Raw genomic sequence first — 16,273 nt, 5'->3', positions numbered from 1 at the left:
ACTCGCAAGTACTTAGACATGAACCAACACGACGCGCTGTACAAGGTCGCCCGCAGCTATCCGGGCGGCCTGGAAGCGCTGGCGCAATGCATGGGCATTTCCGTGAACGTGCTGCGCAACAAGCTGGCGCCGACCATCGCCTCCCACTACCCCTCATTCGAAGAGGTGTCGGCCATCGTCGAGCATTGCCGCAACGCCGGCGTGGCGGAGGCAATGCTGCCGCTGCATGCGCTGCTGACCCGGCACGGCATGGCCGCTTTCGTGGTGCCGATCCCCGAGGAGGTGGGCAGCGACGACCTGTCGCAGACGGTGTGCAAGGTGATGGCCCAGGTGGGCGCGGTGGCCGAAGCGGTGTCGGACGCGCTGCTGGACGGCAAGGTGACCGAGGCCGAAGCCGACCTGATCGAGCGGGAATTCCACGGGGCGCTGTCCGCGCTGGGCGAATGGCGCGAGCGCATCCGCCAGCGTGCGCGGGAAACGAAATAAAAAAAGCCAGCCCGGGTTGAGGGGCTGGCTGAAGACTAATTTATGGTGGAATTAGTCGGGACAAAACGGTAACAATGTACCGAAATGTACCCGGCTGCCACTACGGCTTTGTGACAAAGTGCCGGAAACGGGCACTGGAAGCCCGTTTTTCCGGACTGAACGGTTTTAGCGCGAGTTTTCGCGACCTCGTTCTCCGCGGTCGCCCCGATCGCCGCCGTGCTCGCGGCGGCCTTCATTGCGCTCCTGACGCTCCTGGCGCGGCTGCTCCTGGCGCGCTTGCGGCGGCGGGGCAGGCATTGCCGGCGCCGGGCGGGCAGGCGCCATTTGCGGCATCTGGGCCTGCATTTGCGGCTGAGGCTGCGGTTGCGGCTGAGGCGCCTGATGGCGTTCGCGCATCTGGGGCGGCTCGCGGTCGGCCCGGTCGCCGCGGTCCCGTTCCCGGGCCTGCCAGGGTTGCTGGCGCGGCTGCTGGACTTGCGGTTGCGGTTGCGGTTGCGGTTGCGGCTGCATTTGCATCTGTGGCTGGGCCTGCGGCTGGGTCTGGACGTGGACGCCACCCGGGCGCTCATTGCGGGCTTCGCGCCAGTTGTTGCGGCGGTCGCGGTCATCGTCATCCCGGTTGCGCATGTCGCGCTGGCGGGCGTTGCGGTCCTCCGCCGCTTGCGGACGCGACGGCGGCGGCGTAGTGCTCAGCACGCCCTGCTGCGGCTGCGGCGCAGCCACCGCGCCGGGCGCGTGCGGCATTGTCGTCACGGTGCGCGGCTGCTCGTTGCGCTGGCGCTCGCGCCAGTCGGGAATGCCGTCGTGATCGCGGTCGGCGCCATCGCGAGTGAAGCGGTCGGGGCGGCCATCGTTGCGGTTCTCGCGGACGATATTGTCCGGCCGCCCGTCGCCGTTGCGATCGATCATGTTGTTGCGATTATCGCGAGCGACGTTGTCCGGTCGGCCATCGCCATTCCGGTCGATCAGGTTATTGCGGTTGCCGCCCACGAAGCGGTCCGGGCGACCGTCGCCATTGCGGTCGTTGCGGCTGTCGCGGACGTTGTTGTCCGGCCGGCCGTCGCCATTCCGGTCGATGAAGTTATTGCGGTTACCGCCCACGAAGCGGTCCGGGCGGCCATCGCCGTTGCTGTCGATCCCGGCTGCGCGGGTATCGCGCCAGGCGGGACGATCGACCGGAGCCGGCGGCGGCGCCTGCACCACATTGCGCACATCGGGCGTGCGTCCGCGCGGCACGGTCGGCACGACGATCGAGCGGCGGCGCTCGAACTGGTCGCGCGGCAGCACGGTCACGCCATCGCGGCGGCCATCATGGTCACGGTCGCGGAAGCGCTCCTGCCAGCGGTCGTTGGAGCGGTGATGCCAGGCAAAGCGGTTCTCATAGGCCGGCGTAACGCGATAGGCGGGAACGAAGCGGTCGCGCGGCGACAGCGGATACCAGCCCACGCCAGGCCCGCTGTAGGAACCGATACTCACACTCCAGTTGCTACCGCCAACCCAGCCTACCATCGCCGGCGCCCACACGGCGCGGCCGACGAAGCGGCCCGGCGCCCAGCACCAGCGGCTGTTCACCACGACCCAGCGGCCATAGTGGGACGGCGCATAGCCCCAGGGCGCGTTATCGACCCAGGTCCAGCCCCAGGGATCGACCCAGACCCAGCGGCCGTCGCGGTAGGGCGCCCAGCCGGACGGCACGAGGCGCGGCGTCCACAGCGTGCCGTATTCCGGATTGTCGATCCAGGTGCCGTACTGGTCCAGTTCTTCATAGCCGGTTACGTCGCTGGGCAGGTAGCGCGCCGCGGGCAAGCCTTCCTCGCGGCGGTCGCGGGATTGCACCCAGTCGTCGAAGCGGTCGCGCACGGCCAGGCTGGAATACAGCTCGTCGCCGCGCACTTCGATGCGCTTGCCGGCCTGGCCGTTCGTATAAACGCCGCCGCCTTCCACTTGCGCGGCGCCGGCGAGGATGGAGACGGTGGTGGTGTCCGGCGCGCGCTCGGTATCCACGCGCACCGTGCCCGGTTCGGTCATCACGATGCGGGCTTGCGGCGTGCGCAGGTCGAAGCCGGAGAGCATTTGCGGATCACGGATGCGCACGCTGGCCGTGCCGTAATTCAGGCGCAGACGCATGCTGTCCTCATCGAGGTCCAGCACTTCGATATCGGAATCGCCATCCAGGCGTACGGCCGCCGAACCCACACGGAATTCGGTGCGCGCGCCGGGCGCTGTTGTAATGTGGTTGCCGTTGGTGACCGGCCAGTTCAACAGATTGCCGGTTTCGTGCTCGCCGTTCACGAGCATGGTCACTTGCCCTTCGATGGCGGAGACGCGGCCCACCCGCGTTGGCGGATCCGCCAGCGCCAGCGACGATACTGCCACCAGCGCCGCCAGTAGCAGGAAATGCACAAATTTGCGTTTCATGGTCTCCACTCCCGAAATGTTTTTGTTTTCATTTAACGCCTGAAAACTGAACACGACGACCGCCGTTACAAATGATTGCAAAAGGGCGGGAGTGGAGGGAAATCAGGCGTGGGCGCCGCCCCGCTTGACGAAGAACAGGGCCGATCCAATGAGCATCAGCAAGCCGCCAAATACGCGGTTTTGCTTCTTCAGGGCACTAGCGTCGCGGAAGAAACGCTGCATGGAGGAGGCCAGAAAAGCGTAGCTGTGCATCACCGTCAGGTCGATCACGCACATGGTTGCCGCCAGGATTGCCAGTTGCGGCAACAGCGGGGGCGCTTTGAGTGATGAACTGCGGCAGCACGGCCACCATGAAAATGATGCCTTTCGGATTGGTGGCGTTGGTCAGGAAACCGGTCAGGATGCGCTTGCGGGTGGAGGGCAGCACGTATTGCACGGTCACGCCGGCGCGGTCGCCGATCTGCACCCTGGCGCGCCACTGGCTCAGTCCCAGCCAGATCAGGTAGATCGCGCCCACCGTTTTCACCACATTGAATGCCACCTCGGACGCCAGCAGCAGCGAGCCCACGCCTGCTCCGGCAATCGCCAGCACCAGCAACAGGCCCAGTTGCAGGCCAATGATAGTGGCGCTCGTTTTCTTCACACCGTAGGACAATCCATGCGACATCGACAATACCGCGCCGGAGCCCGGCGACAGGGCAATAATGGCTGCGGCGATGACAAAAGTGATCCACGTGGCGAAGCTCATGACAATTCCCGGCAGGCAAAAAACCTAGTATAGCCGCCCTGGCCATTGTCAGCCTCGCCGCCACTCGTGATAGATTGTCGGCATTTCATTCTTAGGAGTTTGTTAATGGCCGGTTCCAGCCTGCTCGCCCTGATCGACGATATCGCCACCATCCTGGACGACGTGGCCGCCATGAGCAAGCTTGCGGCCAAGAAGACCGCCGGCGTGCTGGGCGACGATCTGGCTTTGAACGCGCAGCAAGTATCCGGCGTGCGCGCCGACCGCGAACTGCCTGTAGTGTGGGCGGTGGGCGTCGGTTCGATGAAGAACAAGGCCATTCTGGTGCCCGCTGCGCTGGCCATCAGCGCGTTTGCACCGTGGGCCATCACGCCCCTACTGATGCTGGGCGGCGCCTACTTGTGCTTCGAAGGCTTCGAAAAGCTGGCGCACAAATTCCTGCACAGCCAGGCGGAGGATGACGCTCACCACGCCGAACTGTCCGCCGCCGTCGCCGATCCGAACATTGACCTGGTCGCGCTGGAGAAGGACAAGATCAAGGGCGCCATCCGCACCGACTTCATCCTGTCGGCCGAAATCATCGTCATCGCGCTCGGCACCGTCGCCGATGCCCCCTTCAGCCAGCAAGTGACCGTGCTGGCCGCTATCGCCGTGGTCATGACGGTCGGCGTGTACGGCATCGTGGCCGGCATCGTGAAGATGGATGACGCAGGCCTCTACCTCACCAAAAAAGCCGGCGCCGCCGTCCAGGGCCTCGGCCGCTTCCTGCTAGCCGCCGCGCCCAGGCTGATGAAATTCCTCTCCGTCGCCGGCACGATCGCGATGTTTACCGTCGGCGGCAGCATCCTGTCACACGGCATTCCCGCCCTGCACCATGGCGTCGAGCATCTGGGCGACGTGGCGCGCGAAGTGGGCGGCATCGGTCCGGTCCTGGGAGTTGTCGTGCCACCCGTGACGGAAGCCGTCATCGGCGTGATCGCCGGCGCCATCGTGCTGGCCGCCGTCACCCTGGGCACCCGACTTCTGAGCGGCATCAAGCGGCAGGCCTGACTACCTGCGCGGCGGGGCACTGCCCCAAACTTGATTTAGATCATTAAATTTTGACCTGAGCATCCCTAGACTGCACTCCTGATACCCAGGAGTGCGCGATGCGAGTTAATTTACCGGTAATAAACCAGGAAGTTGAGCTGGACGATGAACAGGCCATCGTCTCGAAAACTGACCTGGATGGCAATATAACCTACGTCAACCCTTACTTCGAGCAGGTAAGCGGCTTCACGTCGGAAGAGTTGCTCGGCCAGCCCCAGAACATCATCCGCCATCCGGACATGCCCAGGGAAGCGTTTGCCGACATGTGGGCGTCGATCAAGTCCGGCCTGCCATGGACCGGCATCGTCAAGAACCGCTGCAAGAACGGCGCCTATTACTGGGTGCGCGCCAATATCACGCCAATCCGCGAAAACGGCCGCACGATCGGCTATATGTCCGTGCGCACCAAGGCCGAGCCGGCGCAGATTGCCTCCGCCGAAAAGGCTTACCGCGAGCTGCGCGAACACGGCACGCAGCACATCGCCATGGTGCACGGCCACGTAATCCGCCGCGGCATCGAGGGCCTGCTGTCCCGCCTGGGCCATGTTTCGCTGGCCATGCGCATCTGGCTCTCCACCAGCGTGGTCAACGTGCTGCTGGCGGCCGTCTGCATCGCCAGCCTGTTCAACGATGGCAGCGACACCCTCCGCTACGGCATCTTCGGCGCCACCGCCGCTGGCCTCGTGATCAACGTCTTCCTGTGGTACACGCTGCGCGTGGGCATGCTGCAGCCGCTGGGCCGCGCACTGGAAGGCGCGCGCCAGATCGCGGCGGGCGACCTCTCCGGCAGCTTCGAGTCCCACAGTTCGGACGAAGTGGGCCAGCTGCTGCGCGCCCTGCAGCAGATGAACAGCAACCTGATCGCCACCATCCGCGATGTGCGCGTGAACGTGGAAACCATGGCTGTCGCCACGCGCCAGATCGCCGTCGGCAACCAGGACTTGTCCGGCCGCACGGAGTCGCAGGCGGCCAGCCTGGAAAAGACCGCCTCCAGCATCGAAGAATTCTCGTCCACCGTGAAAGCCAATGCGGACAACTCGCAGCAGGCCAACCTGCTGGCGCAGGCCGCATCGGAAGTGGCGGTGCAGGGCGGCGCCATTGTGGCCGACGTGATTGCCACCATGGATGAAATCAATACTTCGTCCAGACGCATCGTGGACATCATCGGCCTGATCGAAGGCATCGCCTTCCAGACCAATATCCTGGCGCTGAATGCTGCGGTGGAAGCGGCGCGCGCCGGTGAACAGGGCCGCGGCTTCGCTGTGGTGGCGGGCGAAGTGCGCCACCTCGCGCAGCGCTCCTCGGCGGCGGCCAAGGATATCAAGCAGTTGATCGAAATCTCGGTCGGCAAGGTCAGCGACGGCATGGAACGCGCCCAGCGCGCCGGCGCCACAATGGAGCAGGTGGTCGGTTCGGTGCAGCAGGTCACGGCCATCATGCAGGAAATCTCGACCGCCTCGCGCGAGCAAAGCATCGGCGTGGACCAGGTCAACGAAGCGATTGCGCACATGGACCAGGTCACGCAGCAGAACGCGGCCCTGGTCGAGGAAGCCGCCGCCGCCGCCAGCAGCCTGGCCGAAGAAGCCTACGACCTTACCCAGGCCATCAGCCTGTTCAAATTCGGCAGCCCGCGCCGCCAGCGCGCCGCTGTACGCAAGGCCCCCCTGCAACTGGCCGCGGCCTGACCGGAGAACATGATGGAAGTCCAATTCGACGCAGACCTGATCAGCCGCCTGAGCACCTCCGGTCCGCGCTACACCTCTTACCCGACCGCCGACCGCTTCCACGCGGATTTCGGCTACACCAGCTTCCTGGAAGCGCTGGCAGCGCGCCGCCTGCGCGGCGGGCGCGGGCCGCTGTCGCTGTATGTGCATGTGCCCTTCTGCGATACCGTGTGCTACTACTGCGCCTGCAACAAGATCGTGACCAGGGACCGCAGCAAGGCCGCCACCTATCTCGAATACCTGAAGCAGGAAGCGGAGATGCAGGGCAGCCTGTTCGCCGGCATGAATCGCGTGGAACAGCTGCACTTCGGCGGCGGCACGCCAACCTATTTCAGCGACGAGCAGATGGACGAGCTGATGGCCCACCTGCGCGCCCGCTTCGACTTTGCACCGGACAGCGAAGGCGAATACTCCATCGAGATCGATCCCCGCACGGTGGACCGCGAGCGCATCTTCAGGCTGCGCGCCCAGGGCTTCAACCGCGTGAGCCTCGGCGTGCAGGACTTCGAACCGGAAGTGCAGAAAGCCGTCAACCGCATCCAGCCTGCGGAAGAAACGCTGGCCGTGATGCAGGCCGCCCGCGATGCCGGCTTCCGCTCCATCAGCATTGATCTGATCTACGGTCTGCCGAAGCAGACCATGGAAACGATGACGCGCACGCTGGCCAAGGTGATCGAAGCGAATCCCGACCGCATCGCGCTCTACAACTATGCGCACATGCCGCATCTGTTCAAGCCGCAGCGCCGCATCGCGGAAGAAGACTTGCCGGAACCATCGGTGAAGCTGGACATGCTGGCCCTGTGCATCAAGACGCTGACCACCGCCGGCTATGTCTACATCGGAATGGACCATTTCGCCAGGCCGGACGACGATCTCGCTGTCGCCCAGCGCCAGGGCCGTCTGCACCGCAACTTCCAGGGTTATTCCACGCACGCGGAATCCGACCTGGTTGCGCTGGGCGTTTCGGCCATCAGCGCCGTCAACGGCACCTATAGCCAGAACGAGAAGACGCTGGACGAGTACTACGCCCGTCTGGATGCCGGCCGCCTGCCGATCGCGCGCGGCTACGCGCTCGATGCGGACGACCTGCTGCGCCGGCTGGTGATCCAGATGCTGATGTGTAATTTCGAGCTGTCCATCTCCGCGCTGGAGCTGGCCTATCCGATCCGCTTCAAGCACTACTTCGCACAAGAGCTGCAGCGGCTGGAGGAATTTGCCGAGGACGGGCTGTTGACCATCGAGGATGACTGGATTTCCGTGTCCCTGCGCGGTCGCCTGCTGATCCGCAATATCTGCATGGTGTTCGACCGCCATCTTTCCCGCGACCGTGCCGCGCCATCCACCGCGGGCGCCGCGCAGCCCTTGCGCTTCTCCAGGACGATATGAACCTGTTGCCGGTCTTCGTCGTCGGGCTCGCGGGCAGCGTGCATTGCGCGGGCATGTGCGGCGGGATCGTCAGCGCGTTCAGCACCCTCCCCGCGCAGCGCGTGATTCCGATCGCGTCCGGCGCAGCGAAGGTGCGCTCCTGGCCTCTGGTGCTGGGCTATAACGCCGGCCGCATCGGCAGCTACGCCGTGGCAGGCGCCATCGCTGGCGGCCTGGCGGGCAGCGCCGCCGATCTCGCACGCGTCGCGCAATGGCAAACCGCCGGCTACTGGCTGATGAACCTCATGCTGGCCGCCCTCGGCCTCTACCTGATGGACGCATGGCGCGGCCTCGCCCGTGTCGAAGCCGCCGGCGGCACGCTGTGGCAAGGCATGCACCGCACGCTGCGCCCGGTGATGCGCGCCGTCGTGCCGATGGACACGCCGCTAAAAGCGCTGGGGCTCGGCGCCATCTGGGGCTGGGTCCCCTGCGGCATGGTCTACAGCGTGCTGCTGACCGCCCTGCTGAGCGGTTCGGCCCCTCAAGGCGCGGCCGTGATGGCCGCCTTCGGACTGGGCACGCTGCCGATGCTGCTGGCCATGGGCCTGCTCGGCGCAAAACTGCGCGCGGCCATGCAGCGCCGCGCAGTGCGCCTGCTGTGCGGGCTGCTGGTGCTGGGCTTTGGCCTGCTCGGCATCGCGCGCGCCGCAGGAGGCATGCAACACGGATGGATCGATGCGCTATGCCTGACGGTACAACAATGAATATGGCGGCAGTCGCCGCCACCGAATGTTTCCACTGCGGCCTGCACGTCGCGCCGGATGCGAACTGGCGCGTCACGATCGACGGCGCCGGGCGCGCCATGTGCTGCCCCGGCTGCGCGGCCGTTGCGCAAACCATTGTCGATATCGGCCAGGCCAGCTATTACCGCGAGCGCACCGGCTTCGCCGCCACCGCCGGACAGGCAGATGTGCCGCCTGAATTGAAACTGTTCAACGACGACCCGCGCATCGTGGCCGACGGCGATGCGTGCGAAGCGACGCTGCTGGTGGAAGGCATCCGCTGCGCCGCCTGCGTGTGGCTGATCGAACATCGCCTGCGTCAGCTGGACGGCGTGCAGCAGGCCAGTCTGAATGTGGCCACCGAGCGCCTGTTCGTGCGCTGGCATAGGGACAAGACCACGGCTGCGGACATCCTGCAGGCCGTGCGCAGCATCGGCTACACCGCCTGGCCTTATGACGCCGCCCGCCACGGCGAACAATTGCAGAAAGCCAGCCGCACGCTGGGCCGCCAGCTGTTCGTGGCCGGCCTGTCGATGATGCAGGTGATGATGTACGTGGCGCCCGAATACATGGCAGCAGGCGACGGCACGCTCGATAGCGAGATGGCAAGTCTGCTGCGATGGGCCAGCCTGTTCCTCACGCTGCCGGCCGTCGCCTATTCGGCGCTGCCCTTCCTGCGCGGCGCCTTGTCCAGCCTGCGCGCACGCGTGCTGGGCATGGACGTGCCGGTGGCGCTGGGCATCCTGGCCGCCTTCATCGGCAGCGCGGTGTCCACTTTCCGCGGCGCGGGCGAAGTCTATTACGACTCCGTCACGATGTTCATCTTCCTGCTGCTGTGCAGCCGCTACCTGGAATTGCTGGCGCGGCGCAAGGCCGCGAGCGCGCTGGAGCGCATGCAGCATGGCTTGCCGGAATCGGCATCGCGCCTGCGCGGCTGGCCGGAATCGCGCGATTGCGATGTCGTTCCCGCATCCACGCTGGAGGCTGGCGACATGGTGCTGGTCAAGGCCGGTGAAGCGATTCCCGCCGACTGCGTGATCGAAGAGGGCGCGACCTCGGTCGACCTGTCGCTGCTTACCGGCGAGAGCGCTCCGCAGCCGCGCCGCACGGGCAACGAAGTGCCGGGTGGCGCTGTCAATGCCGGCAACGCCGTCGTGCTGCGCGTTGCCAGGCCTGCGCGCGAAAGCACTTTGTCTGACCTGCTCAAACTGGTCGAACAGGCGGGCGGCGCCAAGCCGCAGATTGCGCAGTGGGCGGACCGCGCCGCTTCCTTGTTCGTGGCCGGCCTGCTGCTGTTTGCTGCAGCAAGCTTCGCCTTCTGGTGGTGGCATGACGCGGCGCGCGCCTGGCCGGTGGCGATTGCAGTGCTGGTCGTTTCCTGTCCCTGCGCGCTGTCGCTGGCTACGCCGTCCGCACTGGCTGCGGCCACGGACCGCCTGTTGGGCAAGGGCGTACTGATCGTGCGCCCGCACGTGCTGGAGACGCTGCATCGCGCCACGCATATCGTTTTTGACAAGACGGGCACGCTGACCGAGGGCCGCCCCGTCGTCCAGCGCATCGCGCCCCTCGGCGGTGCATCCGCCGCCGAATGCCTGCACATCTCAGCGGCGCTGGAGGCCTTCAGCGCGCATCCACTGGCACGCGCGATCAGCGCGGCCGCCAACGCGAACGGACACGCGCCTGCCGTCGCCAGCGAGCCGTTCGAGCTGCCGGGGCATGGCGTGGAAGCCTATATTGGCGGCCAGCGCTACCGGATCGGCACAGCGGTCTTCGTCGCAGGAGTGGCTGGCACGCCCGTGCCGACGGGGGCCGACGCAAGCGGCGCCGGCACGACTGTCTGGCTGGGCGCCGAAGGCCGCTGGCTGGCGCGCTTCACGATCGGCGATGCGCTGCGCCCCGAAGCGCGAGCTGTGGTGCAGGCGTTCCGCAAGCAAGGCAAGGAAGTCATCCTGCTCAGCGGCGACCAGCAGGAGATTGCGGACGCCGTCGCGCACGAGCTGGGCATGGAACGCGGCCATGGCGGCTGCCTGCCGGATCAAAAGCTCAACTTCGTGCAGGAACTGCAAGCCAAGGGCGCCGTGGTCGCCATGGTCGGCGACGGCATCAACGACGCGGCCGTGCTGAGCGCCGCTGATGTCTCTTTCGCAATGGGCAGCGGCGCCGCGCTGGCGCAGGCGCACGCCGATTGCGTGCTGCTGCACGCGCAACTGGGCCTGCTGGCGGAAGCCTCGCACACGGCTGCGTCCACGATGCGCGTGATCCGACAGAACCTGGCCTGGGCCACGCTGTACAACTTGACTGCCATCCCGGCGGCGGCAATCGGCCTGCTGAATCCCTGGCTGTCCGGCATCGGCATGGCCGCCAGTTCCGCCATCGTCATTCTCAACGCGCTCCGCTTGCGCAGGACCTCATCATGGAAGCCCTCTACGTTCTGATTCCCATCAGCGTGCTGCTCGTCTTCGGCGCCTTGTGGCTCTACTTCAAGGCCTCCGACAACGGCCAGTTCGACGACCTCACCGGCCCCGGCTTGCGTATCCTGCAAGACGACGACCGCTAACACCTGCTCGCAGGGGCAATTTTGATCCATATCAAGGAATTTTGACCCCTCGCTCGGTAACCTTTGACGTACCTCATCAAAGCGTCTCCGGGAGAACCAAAATTGGATCAATACAACTACAAGATCGTCAAGCAGTTCGCGATCGCTACTGTGGTGTGGGGCTTCGTGGGCATGCTGGTCGGCGTGATCATTGCCGCGCAGCTGGCCTGGCCCTCACTGAACCTGGACATACCGTGGCTGACTTACGGCCGCCTGCGTCCACTGCACACCAACGCCGTGATCTTCGCCTTCGGCATCTGCGGCCTGTTCGCCACTTCCTACTACGTGGTGCAGCGCACCTGCCAGGTGCGCCTGTTCTCGGACAAGCTGGCAGCCTTCACCTTCTGGGGTTGGCAGGCCGTCATCCTGAGCGCCGTGGTCACGCTGCCTATGGGCCTCACCCGGGGCAAGGAATACGCTGAACTGGAGTGGCCCATCTCGATCCTGATCGCCGTGGTGTGGATCGCCTACGCCACCGTTTTCTTCGGCACCATCATCAAGCGCAAGGTCAAGCACATCTACGTCGCCAACTGGTTCTTTGGCGGCTACATCCTGGCCGTGACCATCCTGCACGTGGTGAACGGCATGAGCATGCCGGCCTCGCTGACCAAGTCCTACTCGATGTACACCGGCGTGCAGGACGCGATGATCCAGTGGTGGTACGGCCATAACGCCGTGGGCTTCATCCTGACCGCGGGCTACCTGGGCATGGTCTACTACTTCATCCCGAAGCAGGCCGAACGCCCTGTGTACTCGTATCGCCTGTCGATCGTACACTTCTGGGCACTGATCTTCACCTATATGTGGGCCGGCCCGCACCACCTGCAATACACCGCGCTGCCCGACTGGACGCAATCGCTCGGCATGGTGTTTTCCCTGATCCTGCTGGCGCCAAGCTGGGGCGGCATGATCAACGGCATCATGACCCTGTCCGGCGCATGGCACAAGCTGCGCACCGACCCGATCCTGAAGTTCCTGATCGTTTCGCTGTCCTTCTACGGCATCGCCACTTTCGAAGGCCCGATGATGTCGATCAAGACCATCAACGCGCTGTCGCACTACACCGACTGGGGCATCGCCCACGTGCACGGCGGCGCCCTGGGCTGGGTTGGTTTCATCACCATGGGCTCGATCTACTACCTGCTGCCGCGCCTCGCCGGCCAGCAGAAGATGTACAGCACCAGGCTGATCGACCTGCACTTCTGGGTAGCCACCATCGGCATCGTGCTGTACATCGCCGCGATGTGGATCGCCGGCGTGATGCAGGGCCTGATGTGGCGCGCCGTGAACCCTGACGGCACCCTGACCTATACCTTCGTCGAAGGCGTGAAGGCCACCTATCCCTACTACGTGGTGCGCTTCCTGGGCGGCGTGCTGTACCTCTCCGGCATGGGCATCATGGCCTACAACACCTGGATGACGCTGCGCGGCCGTACCACCGCCACCGCACGTATTCCGGAAATGAGCATGGCGGCATAAAGGAGCAAGAGAATGAAGTTTTCGCATGAATGGATTGAAAAGAACCCCTGGCTGCTGATCGTACTGGTCACGCTGGTGGTATCGGTGGGTGGCGCGGTGGAAATCATTCCGCTGTTCTTCCAGAAATCGACCACCGAACCGGTAGCTGGCCTGAAGCCTTACTCCGCGCTGCGCCTGACGGGTCGCGACATCTATGTGCGTGAGGGCTGCTACGCCTGCCACTCGCAGATGATCCGTCCCTTCCGCGCCGAGACCGAGCGTTACGGCCACTACTCGGTGGCGGGCGAGTACGTATATGACCGCCCATTCCAGTGGGGTTCCAAGCGCACCGGCCCGGACCTGGCGCGCGTGGGCGGCCGCTACAGCGATGAATGGCACCGCACCCACCTGCAGAACCCGCGCGACGTGGTGCCGGAATCGAATATGCCTTCCTACCCGTGGCTGGCGCAGACCAAGCTGGTGCCGACCGACGTGGTGCCGAAGATGAAGGCGCTGAAGCGCCTCGGCGATCCCTACTCGGATGCCGAAATCGCCGCCGCACCGGCCGAACTGGCCAACAAGACGGAAGAAGACGCCCTGATCGCCTACCTGCAAGGCCTGGGCACACTGATCAAGACGAGGAACTGAGATGGAAGCAATTTTCAGCACCGCCAGCAGCGTGATGACCGTCGTGTCCTTCGGGACCTTCATCGGCATCGTCTGGTGGGCCTATGCCCGCCGCAACCAGGAAGGCTGGGCACAGGCGGCAGCACTGCCCTTCGCCGACGAGGAGAAGGACCATGGCTGATTTCACCAGCGATTTCTGGAACATCTATGTGGCCCTGCTGACCATACTTGGCATCGTGGGCTGCGGCGTCCTGCTGTGGAGCCAATCCACGCACAAGGTCAGCGCATTGAAGTCGGTGGACGGCCATGTCGGCACCACCGGCCATATCTGGGACGAAGACCTGACCGAATTGAATACACCCATGCCGCGCTGGTGGATGTGGCTGTTCTACCTGACCATTGTCTTCGGCGTCGGCTACCTCGCCCTTTATCCTGGCCTGGGCAGCTATGCCGGAAAACTGGGCTGGAACTCGACCGGCGAATACAAGCAGGAACTGGCGAAGGCCGAGTCGCAATACGGTCCGCTGTTCGCGCGTTACCAGCAGCAGGACCTGCGCGCCGTGGCAGCCGATCCGCAGGCCCACGCCATGGGCGAGCGCCTGTTCCTGACCTACTGCGCCCAGTGCCACGGTTCGGACGCGCGCGGCAACAAGGGCTTCCCCAACCTGACAGACAAGGACTGGCTGCATGGCGGCGCACCTGAAACGATCAAGGAAACCATCATGAAGGGCCGCCACGGCGTGATGCCTTCGATGGCTGCCGCCGTCGGTTCGGACAAGGATATCGAGAACGTGGCGCACTACGTGCTGAGCCTCTCCGACAGCACTTCCGATCCGATCAAGACGGTGATGGGCAAATCCAAGTTCAGCGCCTGCATGGCCTGCCACGGCGCCGGCGGCAAGGGCAACCAGGCACTGGGCGCGCCCAACCTGAGCGACAAGATCTGGCTCTACGGCGGCAGCGCCGAGACCATCATGGAAACCATCCGCAAGGGCCGCGACAACACCATGCCCGCATTCGGCGACTTCCTCGGCGAGGGCAAGGTGCATGTGCTGGCGGCTTATGTCTGGAGTCTTTCGAATCCTCCCGCAGTAGCGACAAAATGAATGCCCCCGCTCCAAAAGTCATCAAGATGTACGCCGCAAGCGAGGATATCTATCCGCGTGAGGTGAAAGGCCGCTACACCTCGCTACGCTGGCTCTGCCTGTGGCTGACGCAGCTGGTGTTCTACGGCACCGCCTGGCTCACGTGGAACGACCGCCAGGCCCTGTTGTTCGACCTGGCGGCGCGCAAGTTCTATATTTTCGGCCTGGTGCTCTGGCCGCAGGACTTCATCTACCTCGCCGCGCTGCTGATCGCCTGCGCCTGGGGCCTGTTCCTCGTCACGGCCGTTGCGGGCCGCGTGTGGTGCGGCTATTCCTGCCCGCAGACGGTGTACACCGAGATGTTCCTTTGGATCGAGCGCAAGTTCGAGGGTTCGCGCAGCGCCCAGATGCGCCTGAAGAAGGCGTCCTGGGGTTTCGACAAGGTCTGGCGCAAGGGCGGCAAGCATATCGCCTGGCTGGCCCTCGCACTGTGGACCGGCTTTACCTTTGTCGGCTATTTCACGCCGATCCGCTCCCTGGCGCACGAAGCGCTCACGCTGAACTTCGGTCCCTGGGAGTGGTTCTGGGTAGTGTTCTACAGCTTCGCCACTTACGGCAACGCGGGCTGGATGCGCGAGCAGGTATGCAAATACATGTGCCCCTATGCGCGCTTCCAGAGCGCGATGTTCGACCGCGATACCCTGATCATCACTTATGATGAGAAGCGCGGCGAACCGCGCGGCCGCGATACCTCAGGCTCCTGCATCGACTGCTCGCTGTGCGTGCAGGTTTGCCCGACCGGCATCGATATCCGCAAGGGCCTGCAGTATGAATGCATCGGCTGTGCCGCCTGCATCGATGCCTGCGATATGGTGATGGACAAGACCGGGCAGCCGCGCGGCCTGATCCGCTACGACACCGACCGCGCCATCCACGGCGGCGGCCACGCTCGCATCCTGCGTCCGCGCGTGATGATCTACACAGCGGCACTCACGCTGTTCATCTGCGCCGTGTTTGCGGCGCTGTGGATGCGCACGCCGCTGAAGGTGGACGTGATCCGTGACCGCGGTTCGATGGGCCGAGAGGTGGAAGACGGGATGATCGAGAACGTCTACCGCCTGCAGATCATGAACACGTCGGAGCAGGGCCACAGCTATCGCATCCGCGCCAGCGGCATCGATGGCCTGGCCGTCGTCACCGAGGACGTGGCCACGCTGGCCGCCACTGAAACGCGCGCCGTGCCGGTGCGCCTGCGCGTGCCGCACGGCGCCGGCGAGCGCGGTTCCAACAAGATCACTTTCGAGCTGACGGCCACCGACGATCCGTCGCTCAGCGTGCGCGAAAGCGCGGTCTTCATCGTGCCGCGCCGCTAAGGAGAACTGCAATGGATTGGTACAGACACCGCTGGCCATGGCTGCTGATGGCCGGCCCCGCCTTCGTGATCGTGGGCGGCTTCTACACCAGCTGGCTCGCCTTCTCGCACCAGGATGCGCTGGTGGTCGGCGACTATTACAAGAAGGGCAAGGCCATCAACCAGGACCTGCGGCGCGACCGCGCGGCCGCCGCCCTGGGCGTGGGCGTCACCTTGAGTTTTCGACGCGGCGCAGGGCGCCTTGCGCGGACACGTGGCTTCGGCCACCGCGCTGCCACCGCAAACGCTGACCGTGCGCCTGTCGCACGCCACCCAGCCCGAGCACGACCTCGTGCTGCTGGCGCGTCCGGACGCGAACGGCGACTTCAGCGTGCCGCTGCCCATGCTCGAGCGCTCGCGCTGGCAGGTAGTCATCGAGAGCGAGCGCCGCGACTGGCGCCTCGAAGGCGAATGGCTCTGGCCCGCCCAGCGCCAGGCCACCGTCGGCACACCATGACGCCACCGCCCGGCCCGATCTGCCGCGAAC

14 protein-coding genes and 2 pseudogenes are annotated in these 16,273 nt (G+C 65.1%); 14 read left to right on the top strand and 2 right to left on the bottom strand.

Annotation, left to right across the window (positions count from 1 at the left end; genetic code table 11):
• Positions 1 to 18 precede the first annotated feature (18 nt).
• A complete protein-coding gene (locus ACHMW6_RS34860) occupies positions 19 to 486 on the top strand; it encodes a phage regulatory CII family protein (protein ID WP_395404139.1) in 468 nt (155 codons plus the stop codon).
• A gap of 165 nt (positions 487 to 651) precedes the next feature.
• Here ACHMW6_RS34860 and ACHMW6_RS34855 read toward each other — a convergent pair whose 3' ends face one another.
• On the bottom strand, positions 652 to 2,904 hold the full coding sequence (locus ACHMW6_RS34855; protein ID WP_395404137.1) for a DUF6600 domain-containing protein: 2,253 nt from the start codon (positions 2,902 to 2,904) through the stop codon (positions 652 to 654).
• 102 nt (positions 2,905 to 3,006) lie between these two features.
• Positions 3,007 to 3,652: pseudogene (locus ACHMW6_RS34850) on the bottom strand (LysE family transporter).
• 105 nt (positions 3,653 to 3,757) lie between these two features.
• On the opposite strand from ACHMW6_RS34850, the gene ACHMW6_RS34845 reads away from it, so the two are divergent.
• The 13 genes and pseudogenes from ACHMW6_RS34845 to ACHMW6_RS34785 all read left to right on the top strand — a co-directional run bounded on the left by ACHMW6_RS34845 (position 3,758) and on the right by ACHMW6_RS34785 (position 16,243).
• Complete coding sequence (locus ACHMW6_RS34845) at positions 3,758 to 4,699, top strand: DUF808 domain-containing protein (RefSeq protein WP_395404135.1); 942 nt, start codon at positions 3,758 to 3,760, stop codon at positions 4,697 to 4,699.
• A 98-nt stretch (positions 4,700 to 4,797) separates the two neighbouring features.
• Positions 4,798 to 6,423, top strand: a complete 1,626-nt coding sequence (locus ACHMW6_RS34840) for a methyl-accepting chemotaxis protein (RefSeq protein WP_395404133.1) — start codon at positions 4,798 to 4,800, stop codon at positions 6,421 to 6,423.
• A gap of 9 nt (positions 6,424 to 6,432) precedes the next feature.
• Positions 6,433 to 7,848, top strand: a complete 1,416-nt coding sequence (gene hemN, locus ACHMW6_RS34835) for an oxygen-independent coproporphyrinogen III oxidase (RefSeq protein ID WP_395404131.1) — start codon at positions 6,433 to 6,435, stop codon at positions 7,846 to 7,848.
• Complete coding sequence (locus tag ACHMW6_RS34830) at positions 7,845 to 8,591, top strand: sulfite exporter TauE/SafE family protein (RefSeq protein ID WP_395404129.1); 747 nt, start codon at positions 7,845 to 7,847, stop codon at positions 8,589 to 8,591. The genes hemN and ACHMW6_RS34830 overlap by 4 nt, the downstream gene beginning before the upstream one ends.
• Complete coding sequence (locus ACHMW6_RS34825; protein WP_395404127.1) at positions 8,588 to 11,044, top strand: heavy metal translocating P-type ATPase; 2,457 nt, start codon at positions 8,588 to 8,590, stop codon at positions 11,042 to 11,044. Before ACHMW6_RS34830 ends, ACHMW6_RS34825 begins: the two co-directional genes overlap by 4 nt.
• Entirely contained in the window at positions 11,023 to 11,166 is a 144-nt protein-coding gene (gene ccoS / locus ACHMW6_RS34820) for a cbb3-type cytochrome oxidase assembly protein CcoS (RefSeq protein ID WP_395404125.1), read from the top strand. Before ACHMW6_RS34825 ends, ccoS begins: the two co-directional genes overlap by 22 nt.
• Before the next feature lie 102 nt (positions 11,167 to 11,268).
• Positions 11,269 to 12,684, top strand: coding sequence for a cytochrome-c oxidase, cbb3-type subunit I (gene ccoN, locus ACHMW6_RS34815; RefSeq protein WP_395404123.1), 1,416 nt, complete (start codon positions 11,269 to 11,271; stop codon positions 12,682 to 12,684).
• A gap of 12 nt (positions 12,685 to 12,696) precedes the next feature.
• Positions 12,697 to 13,311, top strand: coding sequence for a cytochrome-c oxidase, cbb3-type subunit II (gene ccoO / locus ACHMW6_RS34810; protein WP_395404121.1), 615 nt, complete (start codon positions 12,697 to 12,699; stop codon positions 13,309 to 13,311).
• Position 13,312: 1 nt separating this feature from the next.
• On the top strand, positions 13,313 to 13,471 hold the full coding sequence (locus ACHMW6_RS34805; RefSeq protein WP_395404119.1) for a cbb3-type cytochrome oxidase subunit 3: 159 nt from the start codon (positions 13,313 to 13,315) through the stop codon (positions 13,469 to 13,471).
• The gene (gene ccoP / locus ACHMW6_RS34800; RefSeq protein WP_395404117.1) at positions 13,464 to 14,396 is read left to right on the top strand and encodes a cytochrome-c oxidase, cbb3-type subunit III; all 933 of its coding nucleotides are present in this window, start codon (positions 13,464 to 13,466) and stop codon (positions 14,394 to 14,396) included. The genes ACHMW6_RS34805 and ccoP overlap by 8 nt, the downstream gene beginning before the upstream one ends.
• Positions 14,393 to 15,748 carry a cytochrome c oxidase accessory protein CcoG gene (ccoG, locus tag ACHMW6_RS34795; RefSeq protein ID WP_395404115.1) on the top strand — a complete coding sequence of 452 codons (1,356 nt, stop codon included), beginning with the start codon at positions 14,393 to 14,395 and terminating at the stop codon, positions 15,746 to 15,748. The genes ccoP and ccoG overlap by 4 nt, the downstream gene beginning before the upstream one ends.
• 11 nt (positions 15,749 to 15,759) lie before the next feature.
• Positions 15,760 to 15,936: pseudogene (locus ACHMW6_RS34790) on the top strand (FixH family protein); the annotation flags it as partial.
• 52 nt (positions 15,937 to 15,988) lie between these two features.
• Positions 15,989 to 16,243 carry a FixH family protein gene (locus tag ACHMW6_RS34785; RefSeq protein ID WP_395404113.1) on the top strand — a complete coding sequence of 85 codons (255 nt, stop codon included), beginning with the start codon at positions 15,989 to 15,991 and terminating at the stop codon, positions 16,241 to 16,243.
• The last annotated feature ends 30 nt before the right edge of the window (positions 16,244 to 16,273 follow it).

Origin of the sequence: Pseudoduganella sp. UC29_106, from assembly GCF_044055365.1 — a bacterium.
GTDB lineage: Bacteria > Pseudomonadota > Gammaproteobacteria > Burkholderiales > Burkholderiaceae_D > Rugamonas.
Note: the sequence above shows the minus strand (reverse complement) of the source record. Positions and strands in the feature narration are given on the sequence as shown.